At 66.9% G+C, this 22923-nt stretch carries 20 protein-coding genes and 1 riboswitch; of the genes, 8 read left to right on the top strand and 12 right to left on the bottom strand.

From position 1 onward, the window contains the following. Positions 1–199: 199 nt before the first annotated feature. The 6 genes from thrH to B447_RS06745 all read left to right on the top strand — a co-directional run bounded on the left by thrH (position 200) and on the right by B447_RS06745 (position 6166). Positions 200–811 (top strand): bifunctional phosphoserine phosphatase/homoserine phosphotransferase ThrH, encoded by a 612-nt coding sequence (gene thrH / locus B447_RS06770; RefSeq protein WP_002928719.1) that lies wholly within the window; start codon positions 200–202, stop codon positions 809–811. A gap of 14 nt (positions 812–825) precedes the next feature. Continuing rightward, on the top strand, positions 826–1701 hold the full coding sequence (gene purU / locus B447_RS06765) for a formyltetrahydrofolate deformylase (protein ID WP_002928722.1): 876 nt from the start codon (positions 826–828) through the stop codon (positions 1699–1701). A gap of 110 nt (positions 1702–1811) precedes the next feature. Beyond that, positions 1812–3233, top strand: coding sequence for an aspartate kinase (locus tag B447_RS06760; protein ID WP_002937986.1), 1422 nt, complete (start codon positions 1812–1814; stop codon positions 3231–3233). A 228-nt stretch (positions 3234–3461) separates the two neighbouring features. Further along, complete coding sequence (locus B447_RS06755; RefSeq protein ID WP_002937983.1) at positions 3462–5258, top strand: acyl-CoA dehydrogenase C-terminal domain-containing protein; 1797 nt, start codon at positions 3462–3464, stop codon at positions 5256–5258. Between the two features lie 63 nt (positions 5259–5321). Then, complete coding sequence (locus B447_RS06750) at positions 5322–5813, top strand: thioesterase family protein (RefSeq protein WP_002937980.1); 492 nt, start codon at positions 5322–5324, stop codon at positions 5811–5813. A gap of 8 nt (positions 5814–5821) precedes the next feature. After that, positions 5822–6166, top strand: coding sequence for a cupin domain-containing protein (locus B447_RS06745; RefSeq protein ID WP_002937971.1), 345 nt, complete (start codon positions 5822–5824; stop codon positions 6164–6166). A 72-nt stretch (positions 6167–6238) separates the two neighbouring features. Here B447_RS06745 and atzF read toward each other — a convergent pair whose 3' ends face one another. The 12 genes from atzF to B447_RS06685 all read right to left on the bottom strand — a co-directional run bounded on the left by atzF (position 6239) and on the right by B447_RS06685 (position 20801). Continuing rightward, positions 6239–8098, bottom strand: coding sequence for an allophanate hydrolase (gene atzF, locus B447_RS06740; protein WP_002937966.1), 1860 nt, complete (start codon positions 8096–8098; stop codon positions 6239–6241). Further along, positions 8095–11697, bottom strand: coding sequence for an urea carboxylase (gene uca / locus B447_RS06735; RefSeq protein WP_002937965.1), 3603 nt, complete (start codon positions 11695–11697; stop codon positions 8095–8097). Before uca ends, atzF begins: the two co-directional genes overlap by 4 nt. 95 nt (positions 11698–11792) lie before the next feature. Next, a complete protein-coding gene (locus B447_RS06730; protein ID WP_002937962.1) occupies positions 11793–12443 on the bottom strand; it encodes an urea amidolyase associated protein UAAP2 in 651 nt (216 codons plus the stop codon). 11 nt (positions 12444–12454) lie between these two features. After that, positions 12455–13198 carry an urea amidolyase associated protein UAAP1 gene (locus B447_RS06725; RefSeq protein WP_002937961.1) on the bottom strand — a complete coding sequence of 248 codons (744 nt, stop codon included), beginning with the start codon at positions 13196–13198 and terminating at the stop codon, positions 12455–12457. A 10-nt stretch (positions 13199–13208) separates the two neighbouring features. Continuing rightward, positions 13209–13997: an ABC transporter ATP-binding protein gene (locus B447_RS06720; RefSeq protein ID WP_002937960.1), complete on the bottom strand. Its 789-nt coding sequence runs from the start codon at positions 13995–13997 to the stop codon at positions 13209–13211. Further along, complete coding sequence (locus B447_RS06715; protein WP_002937959.1) at positions 13994–14809, bottom strand: ABC transporter permease; 816 nt, start codon at positions 14807–14809, stop codon at positions 13994–13996. Before B447_RS06715 ends, B447_RS06720 begins: the two co-directional genes overlap by 4 nt. A 97-nt stretch (positions 14810–14906) precedes the next feature. Next, a complete protein-coding gene (locus B447_RS06710; protein ID WP_002937958.1) occupies positions 14907–15983 on the bottom strand; it encodes a putative urea ABC transporter substrate-binding protein in 1077 nt (358 codons plus the stop codon). 59 nt (positions 15984–16042) lie between these two features. Beyond that, positions 16043–16142, bottom strand: a riboswitch (guanidine-I (ykkC/yxkD leader). A 351-nt stretch (positions 16143–16493) separates the two neighbouring features. Further along, positions 16494–17720 carry an ammonium transporter gene (locus B447_RS06705; protein WP_002928755.1) on the bottom strand — a complete coding sequence of 409 codons (1227 nt, stop codon included), beginning with the start codon at positions 17718–17720 and terminating at the stop codon, positions 16494–16496. A 117-nt stretch (positions 17721–17837) separates the two neighbouring features. After that, on the bottom strand, positions 17838–18176 hold the full coding sequence (gene glnK / locus B447_RS06700; protein WP_002928757.1) for a P-II family nitrogen regulator: 339 nt from the start codon (positions 18174–18176) through the stop codon (positions 17838–17840). Positions 18177–18274: 98 nt separating this feature from the next. Beyond that, positions 18275–19624 carry an ammonium transporter gene (locus B447_RS06695; protein ID WP_002928761.1) on the bottom strand — a complete coding sequence of 450 codons (1350 nt, stop codon included), beginning with the start codon at positions 19622–19624 and terminating at the stop codon, positions 18275–18277. Positions 19625–19637: 13 nt separating this feature from the next. After that, positions 19638–19976, bottom strand: a complete 339-nt coding sequence (gene glnK / locus B447_RS06690) for a P-II family nitrogen regulator (protein WP_002928762.1) — start codon at positions 19974–19976, stop codon at positions 19638–19640. 63 nt (positions 19977–20039) lie between these two features. Next, positions 20040–20801, bottom strand: a complete 762-nt coding sequence (locus tag B447_RS06685; protein ID WP_002928768.1) for a TorF family putative porin — start codon at positions 20799–20801, stop codon at positions 20040–20042. A gap of 271 nt (positions 20802–21072) precedes the next feature. Between B447_RS06685 and B447_RS06680 the strand changes: the two genes are divergently transcribed. Beyond that, positions 21073–21330 carry an accessory factor UbiK family protein gene (locus B447_RS06680; RefSeq protein ID WP_002928770.1) on the top strand — a complete coding sequence of 86 codons (258 nt, stop codon included), beginning with the start codon at positions 21073–21075 and terminating at the stop codon, positions 21328–21330. Positions 21331–21419: 89 nt separating this feature from the next. Next, positions 21420–22922 carry a YifB family Mg chelatase-like AAA ATPase gene (locus tag B447_RS06675; RefSeq protein ID WP_002928771.1) on the top strand — a complete coding sequence of 501 codons (1503 nt, stop codon included), beginning with the start codon at positions 21420–21422 and terminating at the stop codon, positions 22920–22922. Position 22923: the final 1 nt, after the last annotated feature.

Below are 22923 nucleotides of genomic sequence, written 5' to 3'. Positions count from 1 at the left end.
GTCATCGCGTCCGCGCGAGTTCTTGTGTCCCAGATTATCCAATACGGGCATGCGTTATGGCACTGGTCCGCAGGGCCCCGATCGAGGAGTATTGCACGGATGCCTTGCGGTCGGCTTGCGATTCGTGACCGGCCGACGTCCCCGTGGCCACACACTGCTAGAATCCCGGATTTCCCGAACCTGTTAGCTGGAGTGCGTGGTGCGTATCGTCTGTCTCGACCTCGAAGGTGTGCTCGTCCCCGAAATCTGGATCGAATTCGCCGAACGTACCGGCATCCCCGAGTTGCGCCGTACGACTCGCGATGAGCCCAACTACGACACCTTGATGAAGTACCGCCTGGACATCCTGGCGCAGAAGAAGCTCGGCCTGCCCGATATCCAGGAGGTCATCGCCAGCATGGGGCCGATGGAGGGGGCGCGTGCCTTTCTCGACGACCTGCGTGACGCCTATCAGGTGGTGATCCTGTCCGACACCTTCTACGAGTTTGCCAAGCCGCTGATGAAGCAGCTCGGCCTGCCCACGCTGTTCTGCCACAGCTTGGAGGCCAACGCCGAGGGCATCCTGGTGAACTACCACCTGCGCATGCCGGACCAGAAGCGCGAGGCGGTCAAGCGCTTCAAGGAGCTCAACTTCAAGGTCGTCGCTGCAGGCGACTCGTACAACGATACCGCGATGCTTGGCGAAGCCCATGGCGGCATCCTGTTCCATCCGCCCGAGAACGTGGTGCGCGAGTTCCCGCAGTACCCGGTGGTGCGCGATTACGCTGCACTGCGCACCGAGATCGACCGCGCATTTGCCCGCGCTGGCTGAGCGTGTTGCCCGATATGCACCGCGAACGCTTCTACACCCTCTCCGCCTCCTGCCCCGACCGTGTCGGTATCGTCGCCCGGGTTTCCGGCTTCATTGCCGAGCACCAGGGCTGGATCCTCGAGACCTCGCTGCATGCGGAGCCGCCGCTGGAGGCGGGTGAGGTTGGGCGCTACTTCATGCGCATCGAGATCAAGGCCGACTCCCTGCCCTTCCATCTTGCCGAATTCCGAGAGCGCTTCCGCCCGCTTGCCGAAGAACTCGAGATGGAATGGAAGATCTCCGATTCGGCGGTCAAGAAGCGGGTCGTGGTGCTGGTGAGCAAGCAGGAGCACTGCCTGTACGACCTGCTCGCGCGCTGGCAATCGAAGGAGCTCGACATCGAGATTGCGTGCGTGGTCTCCAATCACGACACCTTCCGCGGCTTCGTCGAGTGGCACGGCATTCCCTTCCATCATGTGCCGGTGACGGCCGACAACAAGTCGAACGCCTACGCCGAGGTGCGGCGCATCTTCGAAGAGGTGCGTGGCGACACCATGGTGCTGGCGCGCTACATGCAGATCCTGTCGCCCGAGCTGTGTGCAGCCTATCCGGGACGCATCATCAACATCCACCACAGTTTCCTGCCCAGCTTCGTCGGTGCCAAGCCCTATCACCAGGCTTACGCAAAGGGCGTCAAGCTGATCGGTGCCACCTGCCACTACGTCACTGCCGACCTCGACCAGGGGCCGATCATCGAACAGGACGTGATCCGCATCGACCACTCCGATGCGGTCGAGGACATGGTGCGCTACGGCAAGGACATCGAGAAGACCGTGCTCGCCCGCGGCCTGCGCTACCACCTCGAGGACCGGGTGCTGGTGCACGGCAACAAGACCATCGTGTTCCGTTGAAACCTGCGCGCTGTTCGCACCGAGCCCCGCGCGGGGCCTGTCCTTTATTGCGCTGAAACAATACGATAACGGGTTTGGATCGGCCCGCAACCAGAACTGGAACTCACCTCATGCAAAGCCCTGGCAATCAGATGATCTCGGTGGAGAAGATCGGCGGCACCTCGATGTCCGCATTCGGCGACGTGCTGCGCCACATCATGCTCTACGACAGCGCCCGGATCTATGGCCGCATCTTCGTGGTGTCGGCTTACTCGGGTGTGACCAACCAGCTTCTGGAGCACAAGAAGACCGGCCAGCCCGGCATCTACGCCCTCTTTGCCGACGGCGCTGACTACCATGCCGCGCTCGACGGCCTGGCCTTCAGCCTCAAGCAGCTCAACGCCGGCTTTGCCGAGCTGGGCCTGCCGCTCGACGTGGCCGATGCCTTCGTCGATGAGCGCATCGGCGAGGTCAAGAAGTACCTCGACGCGATGCACCATGTGCTCGCCAGCGGCTACATCCGTCGCGAGGACGTGCTGCTGGCCGCGCGCGAGGTGCTGGCCTCCATCGGCGAGTCGCACAGCGCCTTCAACAGCGTCGAGATGCTCAAGGCCAAGGGGATCAAGGCCATCCTGCTCGACCTCGCCGGCTTCCATGACGACGAGGCGTGGACCATCGACGAGCGCATCCACAACAGCTTCAAGGGCCTGGACATCGCCGGCAACGTGATTGTCGCCACTGGCTACACCAAGGGCACGGAAGGCATCATGCGCGAGTTCGACCGCGGCTACTCCGAGGTCACCTTCAGCAAGATCGCGGTCGAGGTGCGCCCGGCAGAAGCCGTCATCCACAAGGAGTTCCACCTGTCCTCGGCCGACCCCAACATTGTCGGCCTGGAGAACGCGGTGGTCGTGGGCGCCACCAACTACGACGTCGCCGATCAGCTCGCCGATGTCGGCATGGAGGCGATCCACCCCAAGGCGGCCAAGCCGATGGAACTTGCCGGTATTCCCATCCGCCTCAAGAACACCTTCGAGCCCGAGCATCCCGGTACGCTGATCACCAAGGACTACGTCGGCGAGCGCGCCCGCGTCGAGATGGTGACCGGCAGCGACAAGGTCACCCTGGTCGAGATTCACGATCCGAGCATGGTGGGCACGGTCGGCTTTGACCTGGGCATCATGGAGATCTTCTGCCGGCACGGCATCTCCTACATCCTCAAGGCCACCAATGCCAACTCCATTGCCCATGTGCTGTGGGAAAGCTCGGTGACGCCGGCGCTGGTCGCCGAACTCGAGGCGCGCTACGAGGTGGTCACCGTCAAGCCGAGCGCGATCGTGTGCGCGATCGGTTCGAACATCAGCATTCCGGGCGTGCTCGCGCGCGCCGCCCAGGCCCTGGCCGATGCACAGGTGAACGTGAACTGCGTGTCGCAGACGCTGCGCCAGGTGAACATGCAGTTCATCATCGAGCGCAGTGACTACAAGAACGCGATCATCGCCCTCAACCACACGCTGTGTGTCAGCCCCGGAGTGCCGGTCCCGCGTGCTTGAACCCCGCACTGCAGCCTGGACTGCAGTGGCAAAGCGGCATGATCGAGGCGACCTGCGGGTCGCCTCGATCGTTTCCGGGGGCGGAGAGTGCAGAGGCAGGCCACAGAGGCGGCAGAGTTCAAACGATCGTTTGACTCGGGCTTATGTACGTATAAAATAAAACGAACGTTTGATTGAGTCTGCCCTCGTGCAGGCCGGTCGCCCGACACCACCCGGAGGAGATACGCAATGCCCCAGTACGCCCCGCCCTTGCGCGACATGCAGTTCGTGCTGCACGAGGTCATCGACGCCGTCGGCCAGCTCCAGGCCTGCCCGCCGCACGCCGAGCTCGATGTCGACACCTTCAACGCCGTGCTCGAGGAGGCGGGGAAGTTCGCCGCCGAGGTGACCTTTCCGCTCAACGTCGGAGGCGACAGCGAAGGTTGCAAGCTCGATCGTGCCACGCACGAGGTGCGCGCACCCGCCGGTTTCAAGGAGGCCTACGCGCAGTACGTCGCCGGCGGCTGGCCTTCGCTGGCCTGCGATCCCGAGCACGGCGGCCAGGGCCTGCCCCTGGTCCTCAACCAGTGCCTGTACGAGATGCTCAACAGCGCCAACCAGGCCTGGACGATGTATCCCGGCCTGTCGCACGGCGCCTACGAGGCCTTGCACGCGCATGGCTCGCCCGCCCAGAAGGCGCTGTACCTGCCGAAGCTGACCAGCGGCGAATGGACCGGCACCATGTGCCTGACCGAGCCACATTGCGGTACCGATCTCGGGCTGTTGCGCACCAAGGCCGAGCCGCAGGGTGACGGCACCTACCGCATCAGCGGCGAGAAGATCTTCATCAGCGCGGGCGAGCACGATCTCGCCGCCAACATCGTCCATCTGGTGCTGGCCCGCCTGCCCGACGCGCCGGTAGGCAGCAAGGGCATCTCGCTCTTCATCGTGCCCAAGTACCTGATCAACGGCGACAGCTCCCTCGGCGCGCGCAACGGCATCTTCTGCGGCGGCCTCGAGCACAAGATGGGCATCCACGGCAATGCCACCTGCCAGATGGTGCTCGAGAACGCGATCGGAACGCTGGTGGGCGAGCCCAACAAGGGCTTGCAGGCCATGTTCGTGATGATGAACGCCGCCCGCCTGGGCGTAGGCAACCAGAGCCTGGGGCTGACCGAGGTTGCCTTCCAGAACGCGCTTGCCTACGCCAGGGAGCGCATCCAGATGCGCAGCCTCACCGGCCCCAAGGCCACCGACAAGCCGGCAGACCCGATCATCGTGCATCCCGATGTACGCCGCATGCTGCTTACCGCCAAGGCCTATGCCGAAGGTGCGCGCGCGCTGCTGTGCTTCTGCGCGGTGCTGTCGGACAAGGAACTGCACCACCCTGACGAACAAGTGCGCCAGGACAGCGCCGAGCTGCTTGCGCTGCTGACCCCTATCGCCAAGGCCTTCGTCACCGACAACGGCTTTGCCGCCACCAACGAGTGCATGCAGGTCTTCGGTGGCCACGGCTACATCAAGGAGTGGGGCATGGAGCAGTTCGTGCGCGATGCCCGCATCAACATGATCTACGAGGGTACCAACACCGTGCAGAGCCTGGACCTGCTCGGACGCAAGGTGCTTGGCAACAACGGCGCCACACTGCAGAAGTTCGGCCGCATGGTGGGCGCGCTGCTGCGCGAAGAGGGGGGCAATGAAAAGATGTCGGAGTTCATCAGCCCGCTCGCGCAACTTGCCGAGCAGATGATCAAGTTCACCACCGAGATCGGCGCCAAGGCCTTGCAGGACCCGGATGAGGCGGGAGCCGCCGCGGTGCCTTACCTGCGCGTGGCTGGGCACCTGGTGTTCGGCTACTTCTTTGCGCTGATGGCCGCGGTCGCGCTCAAGAAGCTCGCCGCCGGCAGCACCGACCCGTTCTACACTGCCAAGCTGCAGACCGCACGCTTCTACTTCGCCCGCCTGTTCCCGGAGACGGCGATGCTGATGCGTGCTGCGCGTGCGGGCAGCGCGGCGCTGATGGATACGGATGCCGCACTGGCCTGATGCCGGGTAACCGGGGGGCATCCGCCCTCCGGCCCGCAGCACTCGAGGAGAGATGGCTTACAGATGTCGAAGAGCACGAGTACAAACGAAAGCCCGGTTCAGTTCGAGCCCGGGTTCATCGCCGGTGTGCGCGAGATTTTCGAGCGCAATATCGCATTCAATGCGCTGATGGGCCTGCGCATCGAGGACATCGATGGCGTACGTGCCACCGGGCGCATCGAGATGCGCCCGGAACTGGTGGGACACTATCTGCACAACCGCATCCACGGCGGGGTCATATCGGCCTGCCTCGACGCCATGGGCGGCCTGGCGGTGATGGGGGCGATCGGCGCCCGTCATCTGGACGAGCCGGTTCTGCAGCGCCTGCACCGTTTCTCCCGTCTTGGAACCATCGACCTGCGGGTCGATTACCTGCGCCCCGGTATCGGTGAGTCCTTCCGCATGGAGGCCGAGGTGCTGCGCCTGGGGTCGCGCGTCGCCTCGACGCGGATGGGCTTTCTCGCCGCCGATGGCAAGCTGCTCGCCACCGGCTCGGCGGCCTACATCGTGTCGTGAGCGGTGCGATGAGTGCGCCTGTTGCCACCATCCAGCGCGGCAAGCTCGCTGCCGCGCTGCCGCCGCCCGCCGGCGGCGAGATCTTCCAGACCCTGTTCGCCAACCCGGCCTGCCGGATCGAGCGCATTGTCTCCCACGGCCATGCAAGCGCCTCCGGCGAGTGGTACGACCAGGCCTGGGACGAGTGGGTAGCGCTGCTCGCTGGCGAGGCTGTGCTCGAGTTCGACGGCGGCGACACGATCGCACTCACCGCAGGCGACTGGCTTGCCTTGCCTGCGCACTGCCGGCACAGGGTGGCGTCAACCAGTGCGGATGCGCTATGGCTGGCGGTGCATTGCACAGCATCGGGCTGAGTCGCGCAGCCCGTTGGGGGGCGGAGCGACGCCGGCCGTCTCCGAGGCCGAGACGGCTCGCTGCATCTCTCCTTACCGGCTTGCCAGGTAACCACGCCAGCCACCGAAGTGGCTGATCTCGGTCGCACCGGCGATGCCTGAGGGCTCGCAGATGAAGCCGATCTCCCAGCGGCCGTCCGCCAGTTCGACCTTGCCGAGCCCGAGCGGGCTCGGGATGCCGGCCAGGAAGCTGCCGAACTCGGCAGCGGGAAGTTCCCACACCTCCACCTCGATGGCGCACCCGTCTTCGGCCACCCTGACCATCCCGGGGCGCAGCGGTGGGCCGCCGGCCAGCGCGTAGAGCCGGTAGTGCGGACTGCTGACAGTGCGTTCGAGCAGCCGTGCCCCGCGTGTGGTGAGCTGGTGGTTCAGCGGCAGGCCTTGCAGGTGGGCGCCGCACACGACGATGGCGAGCCGGTCGTGCTGGGCGCGGCCGACGGGGCGGGGGGTGTCGAACGCGTGCCCCCCGGTGAGCGGCAGCTCGGCCTGGATGCGCTGGAAAGCGTCGGCGAGCGAGAGCAGGTATTGGTCGGTGAAGGCGCGGCCGAACAGGGTAACGCCCCAGGGCAGCGCGTTCTTCATCACTGCGCTGGGCACGGCCACGGCCGCGTAGTCGAGCAGGTTCATGAAGTTCGTGTAATGGCCGAGGTCGCTGTTGCGCAGCACCGGTTCGGCTGCGAGCTCGGCCAGTGTCACCGGGCGACCGATGGTGGGTGTGAGCACGCAGTCGAGCTCGGCGAGCAGTGCGTCACAGCGTGCCTTGTAGGCCTGCAGGCGGTACTGGGCCTCGAAGGTCTGGACTGCGGTCGCGCCTGGTGCCTTGGCGAGCACAGCCCGGATCACCGGTAGCACCGCGTCCGGCGTGCGCTCCATGAGAGGACCGACCACACTGTAGCGCTCGGCCACCCAGGGGCCCTCGTAGAGCAGGCGGGCAGCCTCGAGGAAGGGCGTGAAGTCGATCTCCACGGCCTCGCCGCCGATTGCGCGCAGCCGCTCGATGGCGCTGGCGAACAGCGCCGGCCCCTCCGTGCAGCCGAAGAACTCGAGGTCCGCGGGGCGCGGCACGCCGAAGCGGAAGGGCAGCGGCGTGCCGAAGGCGGTGACGTGGTTCCAGGACGGGTTGTGGCGGCTGTAGGGGTCGAGCGCATCAAGGCCAGCGCACAGACCCAGCAGGCGGGACGCCTCGCTGGCGGTGGCGGTGAAGAAGGTGACGCAGTCCAGTGTGCGGCAGGCCGGCACGACGCCGGCGGTCGACAGCAGGCCGCGCGAGGGCTTGGTGCCGACCAGGTTGTTGAAGGCGGCCGGCACCCGGCCGGAGCCCGCGGTGTCGGTGCCGAGCGCAAAACTCGCGACGCCAAGGGCAACGGCCAGCGCCGAACCGGCACTCGAGCCACCCGCGGGGTAGTCGGGCAGCAGCGCATTGCGGCAGGCACCATAGGGTGAGCGGGTGCCGTTGAGCCCGGTGGCGAACTGGTCGAGGTTGGCCTTGCCGATGGGGATGGCGCCGAGCGCGACGAGGCGCTCGACCACGGTCGCCGAGCGTGCCGGCGTGTAGGCGAACGCCGGGCAGGCGGCGGTGGTCGGGATGCCGGCAAGGTCGATGTTGTCCTTGATGGCGAAGGGGATGCCGAACAGGGGCAAGTCGGCTGGCGACTGATGCTCGAGCGCGGCGAGATAGGGCTCGAGTTCGGCTTCGTCGAGCACGTGGATGAACAGCCGGTACTCCGCGTTGAGCGCGAGCGCGCGGGTGCGCAGCGCGCCGATCAGGCCGCGCGGCTCGATGCGGCCGTCGCGATAGGCGGCAAGCAGGGCGTCGAGACGCAGGTCGAAGGGGTGGCTGAGGGAATGGCCGAAGGGATCGCCGAGGGCTTGGTCGAGCTGCGGGGTGTTCATGCTTCCTCCAGGATCAGGACGCGTTGGCCGGCGCGTACCGGCGAGCCGGGCTGCACACGGACCTCTTTGACGATGCCGTCGCGTGGCGCGGTGAGGGGGATCTCCATCTTCATCGACTCGAGCACGACCAGCGTGTCGCCTGCGCTGACGCGCTGGCCGGCCTCTACCCGGACCTGCCACAGGTTGCCGGCGATGTGGCTCTCGATGCCGTGCTCGCCGTGGCCGAGTGCCGCATCCTCGCCCAGGTCGGGGGCGACGTCCTCAGCCTCGAAATGGGCCTGGCCGCTGGCGATCCAGCGTTCGCGCTCGGCGTCGAAGGCGGCGCGCTGCTGGGCGCGGAAGGCGGCGATGCCGTCGGCTTCGCGGGCGAGGAAGGCCTGGTAGTCGGAAAGGCGCAGCGTGCTCGGCTCGATCTCGATCGCGTGGCGGCCGAGCGGGAAGTCGTGGCGGATGCGCAGCAGCGCCTCGGCCGACACCGGGTGGAAGCGGATCTGGTCGAAGAAGCGCAACAGCCAGGGCTTGCCGTCGAAGGCGGCCACGGCGCGGTAGCGGTTCCACATCTGCAGCGTGCGGCCGACGAACTGATAGCCGCCCGGCCCTTCCATGCCGTAGATGCATAGATAGGCGCCACCGATGCCGACCGAGTTCTCGGCGGTCCAGGTGCGCGCCGGGTTGTACTTGGTGGTGACCAGGCGGTGACGCGGGTCGAGCGGCGTGGCCACCGGCGCACCCAGGTAGACGTCGCCCAGGCCCATCACCAGGTAGCTCGCCTCGAACACCGTGCGCTGCACCGCGTCGAGATCGGGCAGGTCGTTGATGCGGCGGATGAACTCCAGATTGCTCGGGCACCAGGGGGCGTCCTTGCGCACCGTGGTCATGTATTTCTCGATCGCCAGGCGGCAGGCGGGGTCGTCCCAGGACAGCGGCAGATGCACGATGCGCGAGGGCACTTCCAGGTCGTCCTGGGCGCAAACGCCTGTCCACAGGGCTGCGATGCGTTCGAGCAGTTCGGCCAGCGGCAGGGTCTCCGGCCGGTAGTGCAGTTGCAGTGAGCGGATGCCGGGGGTGAGATCGACCAGGCCGTCCAGCCCAAGGGCCTCGATCGCCTGCATCAGCGCGTGGGCGCGGAAGCGCAGCACGAGGTCGAGTTCGGCCGGGCCGATCTCCAGCAGCAGGTGGGTGTCGCCGGAAAGGCGCGCCACCAGCCGGGTGTCGGCTTCGCCGAGTTCGAGCACGATGGGCGAAGCGGGCGTGATGGGCGCGCTATATGCCGGGTAGGGCTGGGCGAGGGTGTGCGCCTCGGCCTGCCGGGCACCCGCGAGCTCACGAGCAGTAGCGAGTGCCACCGGCACGAAGCGCAGCTTGTCGCCGGCCTTCAGCTGGCCGAGCTGCCACAGGTCGGCCTCGATCACCGTCACCGGGCAGACGAAGCCGCCCAGGCTGGGGCCGTCGGGGCCGAGGATGACCGGCATGTCGCCGGTGAAGTCCACCGCGCCGACCGCGTAGGGGTTGTCGTGGATGTTGGACGGGTGCAGCCCGGCCTCGCCGCCGCTGTCGCGTGCCCATTCCGGCTTGGGGCCGATCAGGCGCACGCCGGTGCGGCTGGAGTTGAAATGCACCTCCCAGTCGGTGGCGAAGAAGCGCTCGATGTAGGCCGGGCTGAAGTACTCGGGCGCGCCGTGCGGACCGTAGATCACGCGTAGCTCGCGTACGGCCGGCAGGGCCGGGGTCAGCGTGGCGGGCAGGCTGCTGCCGGCGGCGGACTCGCTCAGCGGGAACAGGTGCAGTACGTCACCGCCGCGCAGCGCGCGGCCGCCATGGCCGCCGAACTGGCCGAGGGTGAAGGTGCTTTGGCTACCCAGATAAGCCGGCACGTCGAGGCCACCGCGCACGCACAGGTAGCTGCGGGTGCCGCTGCCGGCGATGGTGCCGAAGACCAGGCGGCTGCCGGCCGGAATGAAGATGGCCGTGTTCATCGGTTGCGGCTGGTCATCGAGGGCGAGCGGAATGTCCGCGCCGGTGACTGCCACCACGGCATCGCAGTTGAAGCGCAGCACCGGCCCACTCATGGTGATTTCGAGCGCCGCGGCGCCTTCCGGATTGCCAAGCAGGCGGTTACCCAGGCGCAGGGCGCGGTCGTCCATCGGACCGGAGGGAGGCACACCCACGGCCCAGTAGCCCAGCCGCCCCGGCCAGTCCTGCACGGTGGTCTGGGTGCCGGCAGTGATGAACTCGATGCTGTGGCTGCGGTAGCGCAGGCCCTCCAGGCAGCGCGTCCACGGCTGGCCGCTGGCGAAAGGCGCATCGGCGAGGATCTGGCGCAGGTAGTCGCGGTTTGTCTCGACACCGTACAGGCGGCTGGAGGCGAGTGCCTCATCCAGGCCAGCGATGGCCGCCTTGCGGTCGTCGGCGTGGGTGATCAGCTTGGCGATCATGGGATCGAAGTACGGCGGGATCTCGCAGCCGGCCTCCACCCAGGTGTCGATGCGCAGCGCCTGGCCGTCGGCGGGCGGAAAGTCCACCGCCGTCAGCAGGCCGGGGCAGGGCTGAAAGTCGCGACCCGGGTCTTCGGCGTACAGTCGCGCCTGGATGGCGTGGCCGCGCGGCCGCAGGCCGGCCGCAAGCTCGGCCAGCGGCGGCAGTTCGCCGGCGGCGAGTTGCACCATCCACGCCACCAGGTCTACACCCCAGACTTGCTCGGTGACGCCATGTTCCACCTGCAGGCGGGTGTTCACCTCGAGGAAGTAGAAGGCGCCGGCCGCGCTGTCGTACACGAATTCCACCGTGCCGGCTGAGCGATAGTTCACCGCGCGTGCCAGTCGCACCGCGGCTTCGCACAGCGCCTCGGCCGTGCCTGCAGGCAGGTTCGGCGCCGGTGTTTCTTCCAGCACCTTCTGGTTGCGGCGTTGCACCGAGCAGTCGCGAACGCCGAGCGCGATCACTTCGCCAGCGCCGTCGCCGAACACCTGCACCTCCAGGTGGCGGGCGCGTTCGATGTATTTCTCGATGAAAACTCCGGCGTCGGAGAAGTTGTTCTCGCCCAGGCGGCGCACCGCGTCGAACTGCTGCGCGAGTTCAGCGGCGTCCCAGCACACGCGCATGCCGATGCCACCGCCGCCCGCGGTGCTCTTGAGCATGACCGGGTAGCCGACGGTGGCGGCGGCGGCGAGGGCCTCGTCCACCGAGGCGAGCAGCCCGGTGCCTTCGAGCATGGGCACGCCATGGGTCTTGGCCAGCGCGCGTGCGGTGTGCTTGAGGCCGAACACCCGCAGTTGTTCGGGGGTGGGGCCGATGAAGGCGATGCCGGCGGCCTCGCAGCGTTCGGCGAAGGCGGCGTTCTCTGACAGAAAGCCGTAGCCGGGGTGGATGGCGCCGACGCCGCGCTCAAGGGCGATGGCGAGGAGCTTGTCCACCGCAAGATAGGTCTGCGCCGCCGCGCCTTCACCCAGGCTGTGGGCCTCGTCGGCTTCGATCAGATGGCGGCTGGCGGCGTCGGCTTCGGAATACACCGCCACCCCGGTCGTGCCCAGGGCCTTGAGGGTGCGCAGGATGCGGCAGGCAATCGCGCCGCGGTTGGCGATCAGGACTTTGTCGAACATGGATTCACCCGATGGAGTCGAGCTGCGGCGGGTCGTCCCGCCCGGATCGGTGCCGCGGGGGTCGTCCCCCGTGGGGCTGCAGGCAGCCAGGGGTGTCAGCGCGCGGCGGCGTCCCAGATCAGGACTTCGGCCGGGGTGGGGTTGTAGCCGTTGCACGGGTTGTTCAACTGCGGGCAGTTGGAAATCAGCACGATCACGTCCATTTCGGCGCGCAGTTCCACATACTTGCCCGCGGCGGAGATGCCGTCTTCGAAGCTCAGCCCGCCTTCCGGCGTGACCGGCACGTTCATGAAGAAGTTGATGTTGGCACCGATGTCGCCCTTGTCCAGACGACCGTCGTGCAGGCAGCCGCACAGGAAGTTGTCGCGGCAGGCGTGCATGTGCAGCTTGTCGAGCGCGTAGCGCACGGTGTTGCTCTCCTGCGCGCAGGCGCCACCCAGGGTGTCGTGGCGACCGCAGGTGTCGGCGACGATGGTCAGCAGCGGGTTGCCCAGGTTGGAGTACAGCACTGTGCCGGTACTCAGGTAGATGCTGGCCTGGCGGCGCAGGGTGCGCTGGGGGTCGTAGCGCTCGCGCGGGTTGGCTGCGCTGTAGAACAAGGTGTCGACGGCCTGGTTGCCCTCCAGATCGAGCAGGCGGACGGTCTGGCCGGCCTTGACTTCGCCCACCCAGGGCTCGCCGGCAGGGATCACGTGACGGGCGACGGCGGTTTCGGGCGCGAGTGCGCTGGCGGTGAGTGTGCTCATGGTGGCGGCCCTCACAGGTAGAGGTTTTCGGTGTTGATGAAGCCGCGCACGTTCTCCGGGCGCGAGGTCCGGCAGTGTTCGGCGATGGATGGGTCGGCCTGCATCCAGCTCAGGCGCACCGGCTTGGGCGCGTAGTCTGGCGACGGATCCATCGGATGCTGCAGGGCGGTCATCACCACCAGCGTGTCCATCGGGGCATACAGCTCGATATGGTCGCCGGGCTTGCTGTTGCCGGGCACGAAGTGCATGCCGCCCGCCGCATCCACGCTGACGCGGGAGAACAGGTTGAGCACCATCAGCAGGTCCTCCAGCCCCATGCCCCACTTGCCCAGCTCCACCAGCAGGTTGTCGGTGCCGTTGCGGTGGCAGGCGTTGCGCAGCCTCTGGTAGGGGCCGTCGCCGTACTTCGCGCGCACTTCGTCGGCATTCAACACGCCGCCCAGGCTGTCGCTCCAGCCCGTGGTGTCGGCAGTGATGGCCGCCAGCACGCGGCCCATGTCCGAATACAGGCAATGGCCACGGGTGAGCCTGGCGGTGTGCTGGCACTTGAGCGAGTCGGGCAGGTTCAGGCGTTCGGTTTTCTCGAAAGCGTTGAACAGCAGCATGCTGACGTTGGCGCCGCCCTCGATATCGGTGAGGCGCAGCAGCCGGCCGCGGCGCAGGATGAAGGAGCGGTGGCCGCCACCGGGCAGCACTTCCTCGTGCAGCGCAGGGTAGGGCAGCGGGGTGGCGTGGGGCGTGAGCGTGTTGGTCATGGGGAACTCGTCATGCGGTCTTGAGCGCGCCAGTCACATGGGCGGGCAGCGCGGCGACGGCCTCGCGGGTGGCGCGGCGGTCGAGGTTGAGGGGGAGGTCGTAGGTGATGCGGGCGCCGTAGGCGCCGGGTGCCTGCGGGTCGTTGCGCACCTTGTCGAACACCAGCAGGCGGGTGCCGAGGGTGAAGCCCTCGGACAGGTCATGGGTGACCATCAGCACGGTGAGCCCCGTCTCCTGCCAGAGCTCTAGCAGCAGCGCGTGCATGTCCTTGCGGATGCCGGGGTCGAGCGCCCCGAAGGGCTCGTCCAGCAGCAGCATGCGCGGCTTCATGATCAGCGCCTGGGCAATGGCCAGGCGCTGCTGCATGCCGCCGGACAGCTGGCTGGGGTACTTGTCGAGCGCGTGGTCGAGGCCGACGCGGCGCAGCAGCTGCGCGGCCTGCGTGCGCGCCTCGGCCTTGGCGCGGCCGAACAGGCGACCAAGCAAGGGGGCGCGCGGCAACTCCAGCCCGAGGGCGACGTTGTCGAGCACGCTCAGGTGCGGCAGGACCGAGTAGCGCTGGAAGACGATGCCGCGGCTGGGGTCGGGTTCGGCCACCAGGGGCTTGCCGTCGAGCAGGATCTCGCCCCTGTGCGGGCGCTCCTGGCCGAGCAGCATGCGCAGGAAGGTGGACTTGCCGCAGCCGGAGGCACCGACCAGGGCGCAGAACTCGCCCTGGTCGATGTCCAGGCGCAGATTTTCGAGCACCGTCTGGTCGCCATACTGCTGCCAGACATTGCGCACCTGGATGAAGCTCATGCTCGACCTCCTTCGTACCAGGGGAAGGCGACACGGGTCAGACGCTTGAGGCCGAGATCCATCAGCCAGGCGAGCAGCGTGATCCATGCCACGTAGGGCAGGATCACGTCCATGGCCAGGTAGCGGCGGACGAGGAAGATGCGGTAGCCGAGGCCGTCGGTGGAGGCGATCGCCTCGGCGGCGATCAGGAACAGCCAGGCAGAACCGAGCGCCAGCTGCAGCGCGATCAGCAGGCGCGGCAGCAACTGCGGTAGCACCACGCGCAGGATCAGCGTCCAGGTGTTGGCGCCCAGGGTCTGGGCCTTGATCAGCAGTTCGGCGGGGATCTCTCGCGCACGCTGTTCGAGGTCGCGGGCGATCACCGGGGTGATGCCGAGCACGATCAGCATTACCTTGGATAGCTCATCCAGGCCGAACACAATGAACAGCACCGGCAGGATGGCCAGCGGTGGAATCATGGACACCACGGTGAGCAGCGGCGAAAGCGCGGCGCCGAACAGCGGCAGGCTGCCGGCGAGGATGCCCAGGCTGAGGCCGAGTGCCGCAGCAATGGCCAGCCCCATGGCGAGCCGCTTCAGGCTCGCGGCCGTGTCGTCCCACAGCAGGTAGCGGCCGCTGCGCGGATCCTCCTTGAAGGCCATGCGCTCGACGGCGTCGGCCATCTGCACCACGCTGGGCAGCAGCTTGTCCTGCGGGTTCTCGGCCAGGCGTGCGGCCGAGCCGGCGAGGTAGGCGACCAGCAGCAGGGCGAAGGGCAGCATCGCCAGGCTGAGCCGCCAGCTGGGGCCGGGTTTTCGGTTGATCAGGCGCATCGGGGGCTCCGTGGCTCCAAGGCTAGGGGGCGGCCGCCGCCTGCGCCATGCAGCCGGGGCTGCAGGCGCGCGGGGCAAGCGTGCCGGGGCGGAAGCGTTAGTCGAGCTTGCCGTCGGCGGCCATCCGCATGTAGGTCGGGTCGAAGCGCAGCTTCACGTTGGCGGCGTTGCCGGTGGTGCCGCCGGGGAAGCTCATGCCCACTGCGTCGGCGCTGCGTGCGCCCTCGCCGAGCAGGCCGTGCTTGAAGCTGAACTCGGCGACCTTGGTCATGGTTGCCGGCAGCGCCGCGCTTTCGGTGAAGGCCAGCGCCTCGGCGGCGGAGTAGAACATGCGGGTGGCGGCGAGTTGGGCTTCATAGCCGACGAGGTCGGTGCCCGCCGCTGCGGCCATATGGGTGCGCGCCGCCTCCCCGGCGGGGGTGTCGGCACTCATGACCGACATGACCTCGTACCAGGCGCCGGCCAATGCCTTGCCAAGAGCCGGGTTGTCGCCCAGGGTGCGGGTATTGACCACCATCAGATCGATGATCTCGCCGGGGATCTGGCCGGAGTCGAACACCTTGCTGACCTTGGGCATGGCAGTGACCTCGGCGAGCAACGGGTTCCAGGTCGCCACCGCCTGTACCCCCGAGGTGGCGAAGGCGGCTACCAGGTCGGCATCGGAGGTGTTGACCACCTTGATGTCGCGCTCGCTCAGCCCGACGGACTCGAGCCCGCGGGCGAGCAGGTAGTGAGAGACCGAGAGCTCGACCAGGTTGACCGGCAGGCCCTTCAGATCGGCCAGTGTCTTGCCCTCGCCCTTGAGCACGATGCCATCGTTGCCGTTGGAGAAGTCGCCGACGATCAGCGCGGTGGAGTCGACGCCGCCTGCGGCCGGGATCGTCAGCGCATCCATGTTGGTCATGGCGCAAGCGTCGAAGCCGCCCGCGGTGTACTGGTTGATCGACTCGATGTAGTCGTTGACCTGCACGACGTCGACCTTGATGCCGTACTTGTCCGCCCACTTGGCCACGATGCCGCTCGAGGCCGCGTATTCCCAGGGCATCCAGCCAGCGTAGATCGTCCAGCACACCTTGAAGCTGGATTTGGGCGCGGCCTGGGCGGGCGTGGCCACGGCGAGGGACAGCGTAAGCGCAGCCGCTGCGGCTGCTGCAAGGGTGCGGAACTGGGTCATGAGAACCTCCGTGCGGTTATCGGGTCGGGCGGGAGCGGCACATCACCGGTGACGGTGCGTTCTCCCGGGCTTTTATCCCGCCGTGTAACCTCGCCAGAGGTCGATGACTCTCGGACCAGCCACCCGCTCGCGCGGGCCGGAACCCTAGTCATCCATTCCAGATTGTGCTGTGCGACGTCCGTGCTTAGGCGCCGCTCCTGCATGGTCAACATAAAGCGAGGATCGTGCCAGCTCCCAATGCCCTGTGTTTGCGGGGCGTTTCGTGGCTAACATCGGTCCAGATCAATACTGGATGCACTGATTTGGTGCATCGTGCTCGAGCATGGTGCCGGCTGGCGTCTGCACCACGCCGGGATCTGCCCGCATCGAGGTGTACCTTGCGCATGCCGGGTGTCGCAGCCGGCAACTCGGCGAGTGCAGGGGGAGGAAAAAAGCGGCGCCCCGCAGGGCGCCGCTCGAAACAGGACCGGAGGAGAGCGGTCCCGCAGGTGAAGTGCTCGGCCTTGCGGCTCAACTGCGATAAGCGGACTCCCCGTGCGCCGTGATGTCCAGGCCCTCGCGCTCCTCTTCTTCGGGCACGCGCAGGCCGACCAGGATGTCCGCGATCTTGTAGGCGATGAAGGCGACCACTGCCGACCACACGATGGTGACGATCACGCTCCAGGTCTGGATCCACACCTGGGCGCCCATGGCGAAGTCCTCGCCGCCGGTGCCGCCCAGGGCGGGCGCAGCGAACACGCCGGTGAGAATCGCGCCGACGATGCCGCCCACGCCATGCACGCCAAACACGTCGAGGGCGTCATCGGCACCCAGCATGTGCTTGAGGCCATTGACGCCCCACAGGCAGATGAAGCCGGACAGCGTGCCGATCACGATCGCGCCCATCGGACCCACCGAGCCGCAGGCCGGGGTGATGGCGACCAGGCCGGCGACCGCGCCCGAGGCCGCGCCCAGCATCGAGGGCTTGCCCTTGAGCAGGGCCTCGGCCAGCGACCACGCCAGCACCGCGGCGGCGGTGGCGAACAAGGTGTTGATGAAGGCGAGCGCCGCGCCCGAGGTGGCCTCGAGGTTGGAGCCGGCATTGAAGCCGAACCAGCCCACCCACAGCAGCGAAGCGCCGACCATCGTCAGCGTCAGGCTGTGCGGTGCCATCGATTCGCGACCGAAGCCGATGCGCTTGCCGACCATGTAGGCGCCCACCAGGCCAGCGATACCGGCGTTGATGTGCACCACCGTGCCGCCGGCAAAGTCGAGCGCACCGTCCTCCAGGAGGTAGCCGCCCGGACCCCACACCATGTGGCAGATCGGCAGGTAGCAGAAGGTGAACCAGATCACCGAGAAGATCAGCACCGCCGAGAACTTCATGCGCTCGGCGAAGGCGCCGACGACGAGTGCGCCGGTGATGCCGGCAAAGGTGGCCTGGAAGGCGATGAAAGCGAATTCGGGCAGCTTCACGTTGTCGGTGAAGGTGTCGGCGAGCGAGTCGATGGTGACGCCGGACAGGAAGACCTTGTCGAGCGAGCCGATGAAGGGGGTGCCCTCGGTGAAGGCCAGGCTGTAGCCATAGACGGCGAACAGCAGTGCGTTGAGCGAGAACACGGTCATCACCTGCATCAGCACCGACAGCATGTTCTTTGCGCGCACCAGGCCGCCATAGAACAGCGCCAGGCCGGGCAGGGCCATCATCAGCACGAGAAGCGTCGCGGTCATGATCCAGGCGACATCGCCCTTGTGCACCTCGACGGCGGCTTCGGCCGCCTCCTGGGCGAGGGCGCCGCCGGAGACGGCGGGCAGGCCGACAAGAAGGCTTGCAGACAGCAGCGTATGGATTGTTTTCATTTTGGGTGTGCTCGCTTACAGGGCATCGGTACCGGTCTCGCCGGTGCGGATGCGGATGACCTGCTCGAGATCGAAGACAAAGATCTTGCCGTCGCCGATCTTGCCGGTGGCAGCGGACTTCTCGATGGCTTCCAGAGCCTGGTCGAGCACGTTGTCGTCGACTGCTGCCTCGACCTTCACCTTGGGCAGGAAGTCGACGACGTACTCGGCGCCACGGTAGAGCTCGGTATGGCCCTTCTGGCGGCCGAAACCCTTGACCTCGGTGACGGTGATGCCCTGCACGCCGATGGCCGACAGTGCTTCGCGGACTTCGTCGAGCTTGAAGGGCTTGATGATCGCGGTGATGAACTTCATGGTCTTCTCCGGTGCGCGGGCGGGGCGCCGTAGCGCCCCGCCCTGCGGTTTGCGAGCCGGCAGGCGACGCCTGCCGGGTGAGGCTTGCTGGCTGATGCTTACTTCGTCACGAACTCGGGGTAGGCTTCCTGACCGCACTCGGTGAGGTCGGTGCCTTCGTACTCTTCCTCGGCCGTGACGCGAATACCCATCACCGCCTTGAGCACGCTCCACACGATCAGGCTGCACACGAAGACCCACACGAAGATGGTCAGGGCACCGACGATCTGGCCGATGAAGCTGACATCGCCGTTGGTGACCGGCACCAGCAGCAGACCGAGCAGGCCGCAGCTGCCGTGCACCGAGATGGCACCGACGGGGTCGTCGATCTTGAGCTTGTCGAGGAAGGTGATCGACAGCACCACCAGCACGCCGCCTGCGGCGCCGAACAGGGTTGCCACCAGCGGGGTCGGGGTCGAAGGCTCGGCGGTGATCACCACCAGGCCGGCGAGCGCGCCGTTGAGCAGCATGGTCAAGTCACCCTTGCCGAACATCAGCTTGGAGACGATCAGTGCGGCTACCGCACCACCGGCTGCGGCAGTGTTGGTGTTGAGGAACACCATGGCCACCGAGTTGGCGTTGGCGATGTCGCCCAGCTTCAGCACCGAACCGCCGTTGAAGCCGAACCAGCCCATCCACAGGATGAAGGTGCCGAGCGTGGCCAGCGGCAGGTTGGCGCCGGGGATGGCGCGTACCTCGCCGTTGGGGCCGTACTTGCCCTTGCGGGCGCCGAGCAGCATCACACCGGCGAGCGCGGCAGCCGCACCGGCCATATGCACGATGCCCGAGCCGGCGAAGTCCGAGAAGCCGAGGTCGCCCAGGTTGTACAGGCCGAGGACGTCATTCTCGCCCCAGGTCCAGGAGCCTTCCATCGGGTAGATGAAGCCGGTCATGACGATCGCGAAGGCCAGGAAGGCCCACAGCTTCATGCGTTCGGCAACGGCGCCGGAGACGATCGACATCGCGGTGGCGACGAACACGACCTGGAAGAAGAAGTCGGACGCGCCGGAGTAGATCGAGTCGCCGCCGAAGCCGTCCTCGCGTTCTGCGAAGGCCTGGAAGGCTTCATCGACGAGCTTGTCACCGCCGTCGATACCTGACAGGAAGATGCCGCCGCCATACATGATCGCGTAGCCGCAGATCAGGTACATGATGCAGGAGATGGCGAACAGGGCGACGTTCTTGGTGAGGATCTCGACGGTGTTCTTCGAGCGCACCAGGCCGGCCTCGAGCATCGAAAAACCCGCTGCCATCCACATCACGAGGGCGCCGCACACCAGGAAGTAGAAGGTGTCCATGGCGTACTGCAGCTCGAAGACGTGCTTGAGTACCTCTGATTCGCTGGCCACCGCGGGGCCGGCAAGGCTGGCGGTCGTGGCCACCAGCAGGGGGGTCAGGATTCGCTTCATTGCATGTTCTCCCTTAGAGCGCATCTGTGCCGGACTCGCCGGTGCGGATGCGAATGGCCTGTTCGAGATCGAAGACGAAGATCTTGCCGTCGCCGATCTTGCCGGTGGCGGCGGACTTCTCGATGGCTTCCAGCACCTGGTCGAGGATGTCGTCGGTAACCGCGACCTCGACCTTGACCTTGGGCAGGAAGTCGACGACGTACTCGGCGCCACGGTAGAGCTCGGTGTGGCCCTTCTGGCGGCCGAAGCCCTTGACCTCGGTGACCGTGATGCCTTGCACGCCGATGGCCGAGAGTGCTTCGCGCACTTCGTCGAGCTTGAACGGCTTGATGATGGCAGCGATGAGTTTCATGGGGCTTGCCTCTGTCATGGTTCTCGCAAACGGCCCGGAAGCGGGTGTCCGGGCCGCGAGGGATCAGAATTCCTTCGTGAAGGACAGCACGTAGCGGTCGCCGGCCGCGTTCTTGCCATTGCTGCCGAAGCAGTAGGGCTGACCAAGTGCGCAGCTGCCATTGGCGTCGGAGTCCGAATAGCTGAATGCAACGGTGCCGAAGCCGACGTCCTTGCTGATGCCCAGGCCCCAGTCGGTATAGGTCGCATCGCTGTTCTTGCGGATGCGCTGGTGGCCGACGTGCGCCGACAAGGTCCAGGTCGGGGCGACCTCGTACTCGGCGTTGAGCTCCAGATAGTTGCTGTTGCGGGTCTTCTCGCCATTCGTGCCCGTCCACCCGAACAGGTGCTTGGAGACGGCGTGCGAGTACTTCAGCTCGAGGAACTGCCAGCCCAGCGACAGGTAGACCTCGGTCGAGTCCGGCGACGGCGTGCCGGCGATCTTGTCGCCCGGGTAGTAGTACTGGATCACGCCGACGTCGTAAGACAAGGGGCCTGCTTCGCCCGCATAGCCGACGTAGAGGTCGAGCTCGAGGCTGTTGTTGGTCTTGGCGATGTCGTCGACCCAACCGACGTTCGAGCCCCAGGTGCCGATGTAGAGCCCGCTCTCGTGCGCGTAGTCGAAGCCGCCCTGCAGTGCAGGCTTGCCCTGCGACTGGGTGATGCCGCGGAAGACGTAGTCCGTGGTGATGGTCAGGTTGGCGCTGATGGGGCCGTCGCCGGCATGGGCGACGCCTGCGAAGGGCAGTGCGGCAAGAAGGGCGGTGGTGAGAAGGGACTTGCGCATGATGAACTCCTGAGCGGGTTTCGGGTTTTGACGCTGATCCCAAAGCACGGCGTGTGCCAGCAAATTGAAGTGATTGTTAAATATGAAGTTATCAGGATGATTGGGGGGGCGCAGCCGTTGTTCTGCTGCGCTGCCGCACGGATTCATGCACGAGAATGGCTCGGTATGCACCGACTTGGTGCGTCGAGCCGGGTCGTGACTGCCAGCTTCTGGTGCATCGCGGGCGGCGTGCTAGACTTCGCGCCATTCCTCACGTTTCAGGCAGGCCACCATGAGCACTCCCCGCATCCTTGACGAAATCGGCGCCAAGCTCTCCGAGCTCGCCGCCAACAGCCCGGTTCGCGACATCGAGAAGAACGCCAAGGCGCTCATCGGCAGCGCGTTCGGCAAGCTGGAACTGGTGACGCGGGAGGAGTTCGAGGTGCAGCGCGAGATGCTCGCCCACAGCCGCCAGAAGCTCGCCGAACTTGAACAGCGGGTGGCAGAGCTCGAGCGTCTGCTTGCCGCAGAGGCTGACCGCAGCGTTTGACCACACTCCGGATCGATCTGTCTGGAATAGTTTTTTGTCATTTTTTGCTTCTCCGCTAGACTGGCGCTCCGTCCAGTCCGGAGAACCGCATGTCCCTTGCGCTGGTGCGCAGTCGAGCGCTCGACGGCCTCGAAGCCCACGAGGTCATGGTCGAGGTGCACCTGGCCAACGGCCTGCCGGCATTCAACCTCGTCGGTCTGCCCGATACCGAGGTGCGCGAGGCGCGTGATCGTGTGCGCGCCGCGATCCAGACCTCGCAGTTCGAATTCCCACAACGCCGGATCACCGTCAATCTCGCGCCTGCCGACCTGCCAAAGGAGGGCGGGCGCTTCGATCTCGCCATTGCCGTTGGCATCCTGGCCGCGTCCGGTCAGGTGGCTGATGGGAGCCTTGACGGCATCGAGTTCTGTGGCGAGCTGTCGCTGACCGGCGGCCTGCGCGGGGTGCGTGGCGTGCTGGCGGTGGCGCTGGCCGCAGCACGTGCGCGCCGTAAGCTGGTGCTGCCGGCCGACAATGCTGCCGAGGCCGTGCTCGCCCAGGATGCCTTCGTGCTGGGGGCTGCCAGCCTGCTTGAGGTGTGCGCTCACCTCAATGGCCATACCGTGCTGCAGCGTGCGGCATCACGGCCTCCCGAGACAGCGTTACGCGACGGCATGCCCGACCTCGCCGACGTGCGTGGTCAGTTGCAGGCGCGTCGCGCGCTTGAGGTGGCAGCAGCAGGTGCGCACTCGATCCTGCTTTTCGGCCCGCCCGGCACGGGCAAGTCGATGCTCGCTCAGCGTCTGCCGGGGCTGTTGCCGGTGATGACCGAGGCGGAGGCGGTCGAGAGCGCCGCGCTGTTCTCGCTCGAAGGGAGCTTCGATCCCGCGCGCTGGCGCCAGCGGCCCTTCAGGGCGCCCCACCACACCGCATCGGCTGCCGCGCTCGTTGGCGGTGGGGCGATGCCGCGGCCAGGCGAGATCTCGCTGGCAAACCACGGCGTGCTCTTCCTCGATGAGCTGCCGGAGTTCGATCGCCGTGTGCTCGAGGCTTTGCGCGAGCCGCTCGAGAGCGGCACGGTGACGGTGTCGCGTGCGCGCAAGCGCGCTGAGTTTCCGGCCCGCTTTCAGCTCGTGGCCGCGATGAATCCGTGCCCCTGCGGCTATGCCGGCCATCCGCATCGCGCCTGCGTGTGTACGCCTGAGCAGGTGGCGCGCTATCGCGCGCGCATCTCCGGCCCGCTGCTCGACCGCATCGACCTCAGCGTTGAAGTGCCTGCGATCGCGCACGATGAGCTTGCCAGCGCCAGCCCGGGGGAGGATTCGGCCGCGGTGCGCGCACGCGTGGCGACGGCGCGCTCGCGTCAGTTCGAACGCCAGGGCACGGTCAATGCCCGCCTCGAACCGGGGCAGGTGGAGCGCTGGTGCACACCGGACGCCGCCGGGGCGAGCCTGCTCAAGCAGGCAATGAGCCGCCTCAACCTGTCCGCACGTGCCTATCACCGCATCCTGCGCGTCGCGCGCACGCTCGCCGACCTGGCTGGCCTGGCTCAGCCCGGATCCGCGCAGGTGGCCGAGGCCATCCAGTACCGGCGCAGCGTCGATGGGCGCTGAT

The sequence above is a fragment of the Thauera sp. 27 genome, from assembly GCF_000310125.2.
In the GTDB taxonomy this organism is placed as follows: domain Bacteria; phylum Pseudomonadota; class Gammaproteobacteria; order Burkholderiales; family Rhodocyclaceae; genus Thauera; species Thauera mechernichensis.
The sequence above is the reverse complement of the archived record's forward strand: the minus strand, read 5'-3'. Positions and strand labels throughout refer to the sequence as shown.

What these genes read in the sequence shown, in the direction of transcription:
- purU (WP_002928722.1), top strand. Translation starts at nt 826, where the DNA reads ATGCACCGCGAACGCTTCTACACCCTCTCCGCCTCCTGCCCCGACCGT.
- B447_RS06760 (WP_002937986.1), top strand. Translation starts at nt 1,812, where the DNA reads ATGCAAAGCCCTGGCAATCAGATGATCTCGGTGGAGAAGATCGGCGGC.
- B447_RS06755 (WP_002937983.1), top strand. Translation starts at nt 3,462, where the DNA reads ATGCCCCAGTACGCCCCGCCCTTGCGCGACATGCAGTTCGTGCTGCAC.
- B447_RS06750 (WP_002937980.1), top strand. Translation starts at nt 5,322, where the DNA reads ATGTCGAAGAGCACGAGTACAAACGAAAGCCCGGTTCAGTTCGAGCCC.
- B447_RS06745 (WP_002937971.1), top strand. Translation starts at nt 5,822, where the DNA reads ATGAGTGCGCCTGTTGCCACCATCCAGCGCGGCAAGCTCGCTGCCGCG.
- atzF (WP_002937966.1), bottom strand. Translation starts at nt 8,098, where the DNA reads ATGAACACCCCGCAGCTCGACCAAGCCCTCGGCGATCCCTTCGGCCAT.
- uca (WP_002937965.1), bottom strand. Translation starts at nt 11,697, where the DNA reads ATGTTCGACAAAGTCCTGATCGCCAACCGCGGCGCGATTGCCTGCCGC.
- B447_RS06730 (WP_002937962.1), bottom strand. Translation starts at nt 12,443, where the DNA reads ATGAGCACACTCACCGCCAGCGCACTCGCGCCCGAAACCGCCGTCGCC.
- B447_RS06725 (WP_002937961.1), bottom strand. Translation starts at nt 13,198, where the DNA reads ATGACCAACACGCTCACGCCCCACGCCACCCCGCTGCCCTACCCTGCG.
- B447_RS06720 (WP_002937960.1), bottom strand. Translation starts at nt 13,997, where the DNA reads ATGAGCTTCATCCAGGTGCGCAATGTCTGGCAGCAGTATGGCGACCAG.
- B447_RS06715 (WP_002937959.1), bottom strand. Translation starts at nt 14,809, where the DNA reads ATGCGCCTGATCAACCGAAAACCCGGCCCCAGCTGGCGGCTCAGCCTG.
- B447_RS06710 (WP_002937958.1), bottom strand. Translation starts at nt 15,983, where the DNA reads ATGACCCAGTTCCGCACCCTTGCAGCAGCCGCAGCGGCTGCGCTTACG.
- glnK (WP_002928757.1), bottom strand. Translation starts at nt 18,176, where the DNA reads ATGAAGTTCATCACCGCGATCATCAAGCCCTTCAAGCTCGACGAAGTC.
- B447_RS06695 (WP_002928761.1), bottom strand. Translation starts at nt 19,624, where the DNA reads ATGAAGCGAATCCTGACCCCCCTGCTGGTGGCCACGACCGCCAGCCTT.
- glnK (WP_002928762.1), bottom strand. Translation starts at nt 19,976, where the DNA reads ATGAAACTCATCGCTGCCATCATCAAGCCGTTCAAGCTCGACGAAGTG.
- B447_RS06685 (WP_002928768.1), bottom strand. Translation starts at nt 20,801, where the DNA reads ATGCGCAAGTCCCTTCTCACCACCGCCCTTCTTGCCGCACTGCCCTTC.
- B447_RS06680 (WP_002928770.1), top strand. Translation starts at nt 21,073, where the DNA reads ATGAGCACTCCCCGCATCCTTGACGAAATCGGCGCCAAGCTCTCCGAG.
- B447_RS06675 (WP_002928771.1), top strand. Translation starts at nt 21,420, where the DNA reads ATGTCCCTTGCGCTGGTGCGCAGTCGAGCGCTCGACGGCCTCGAAGCC.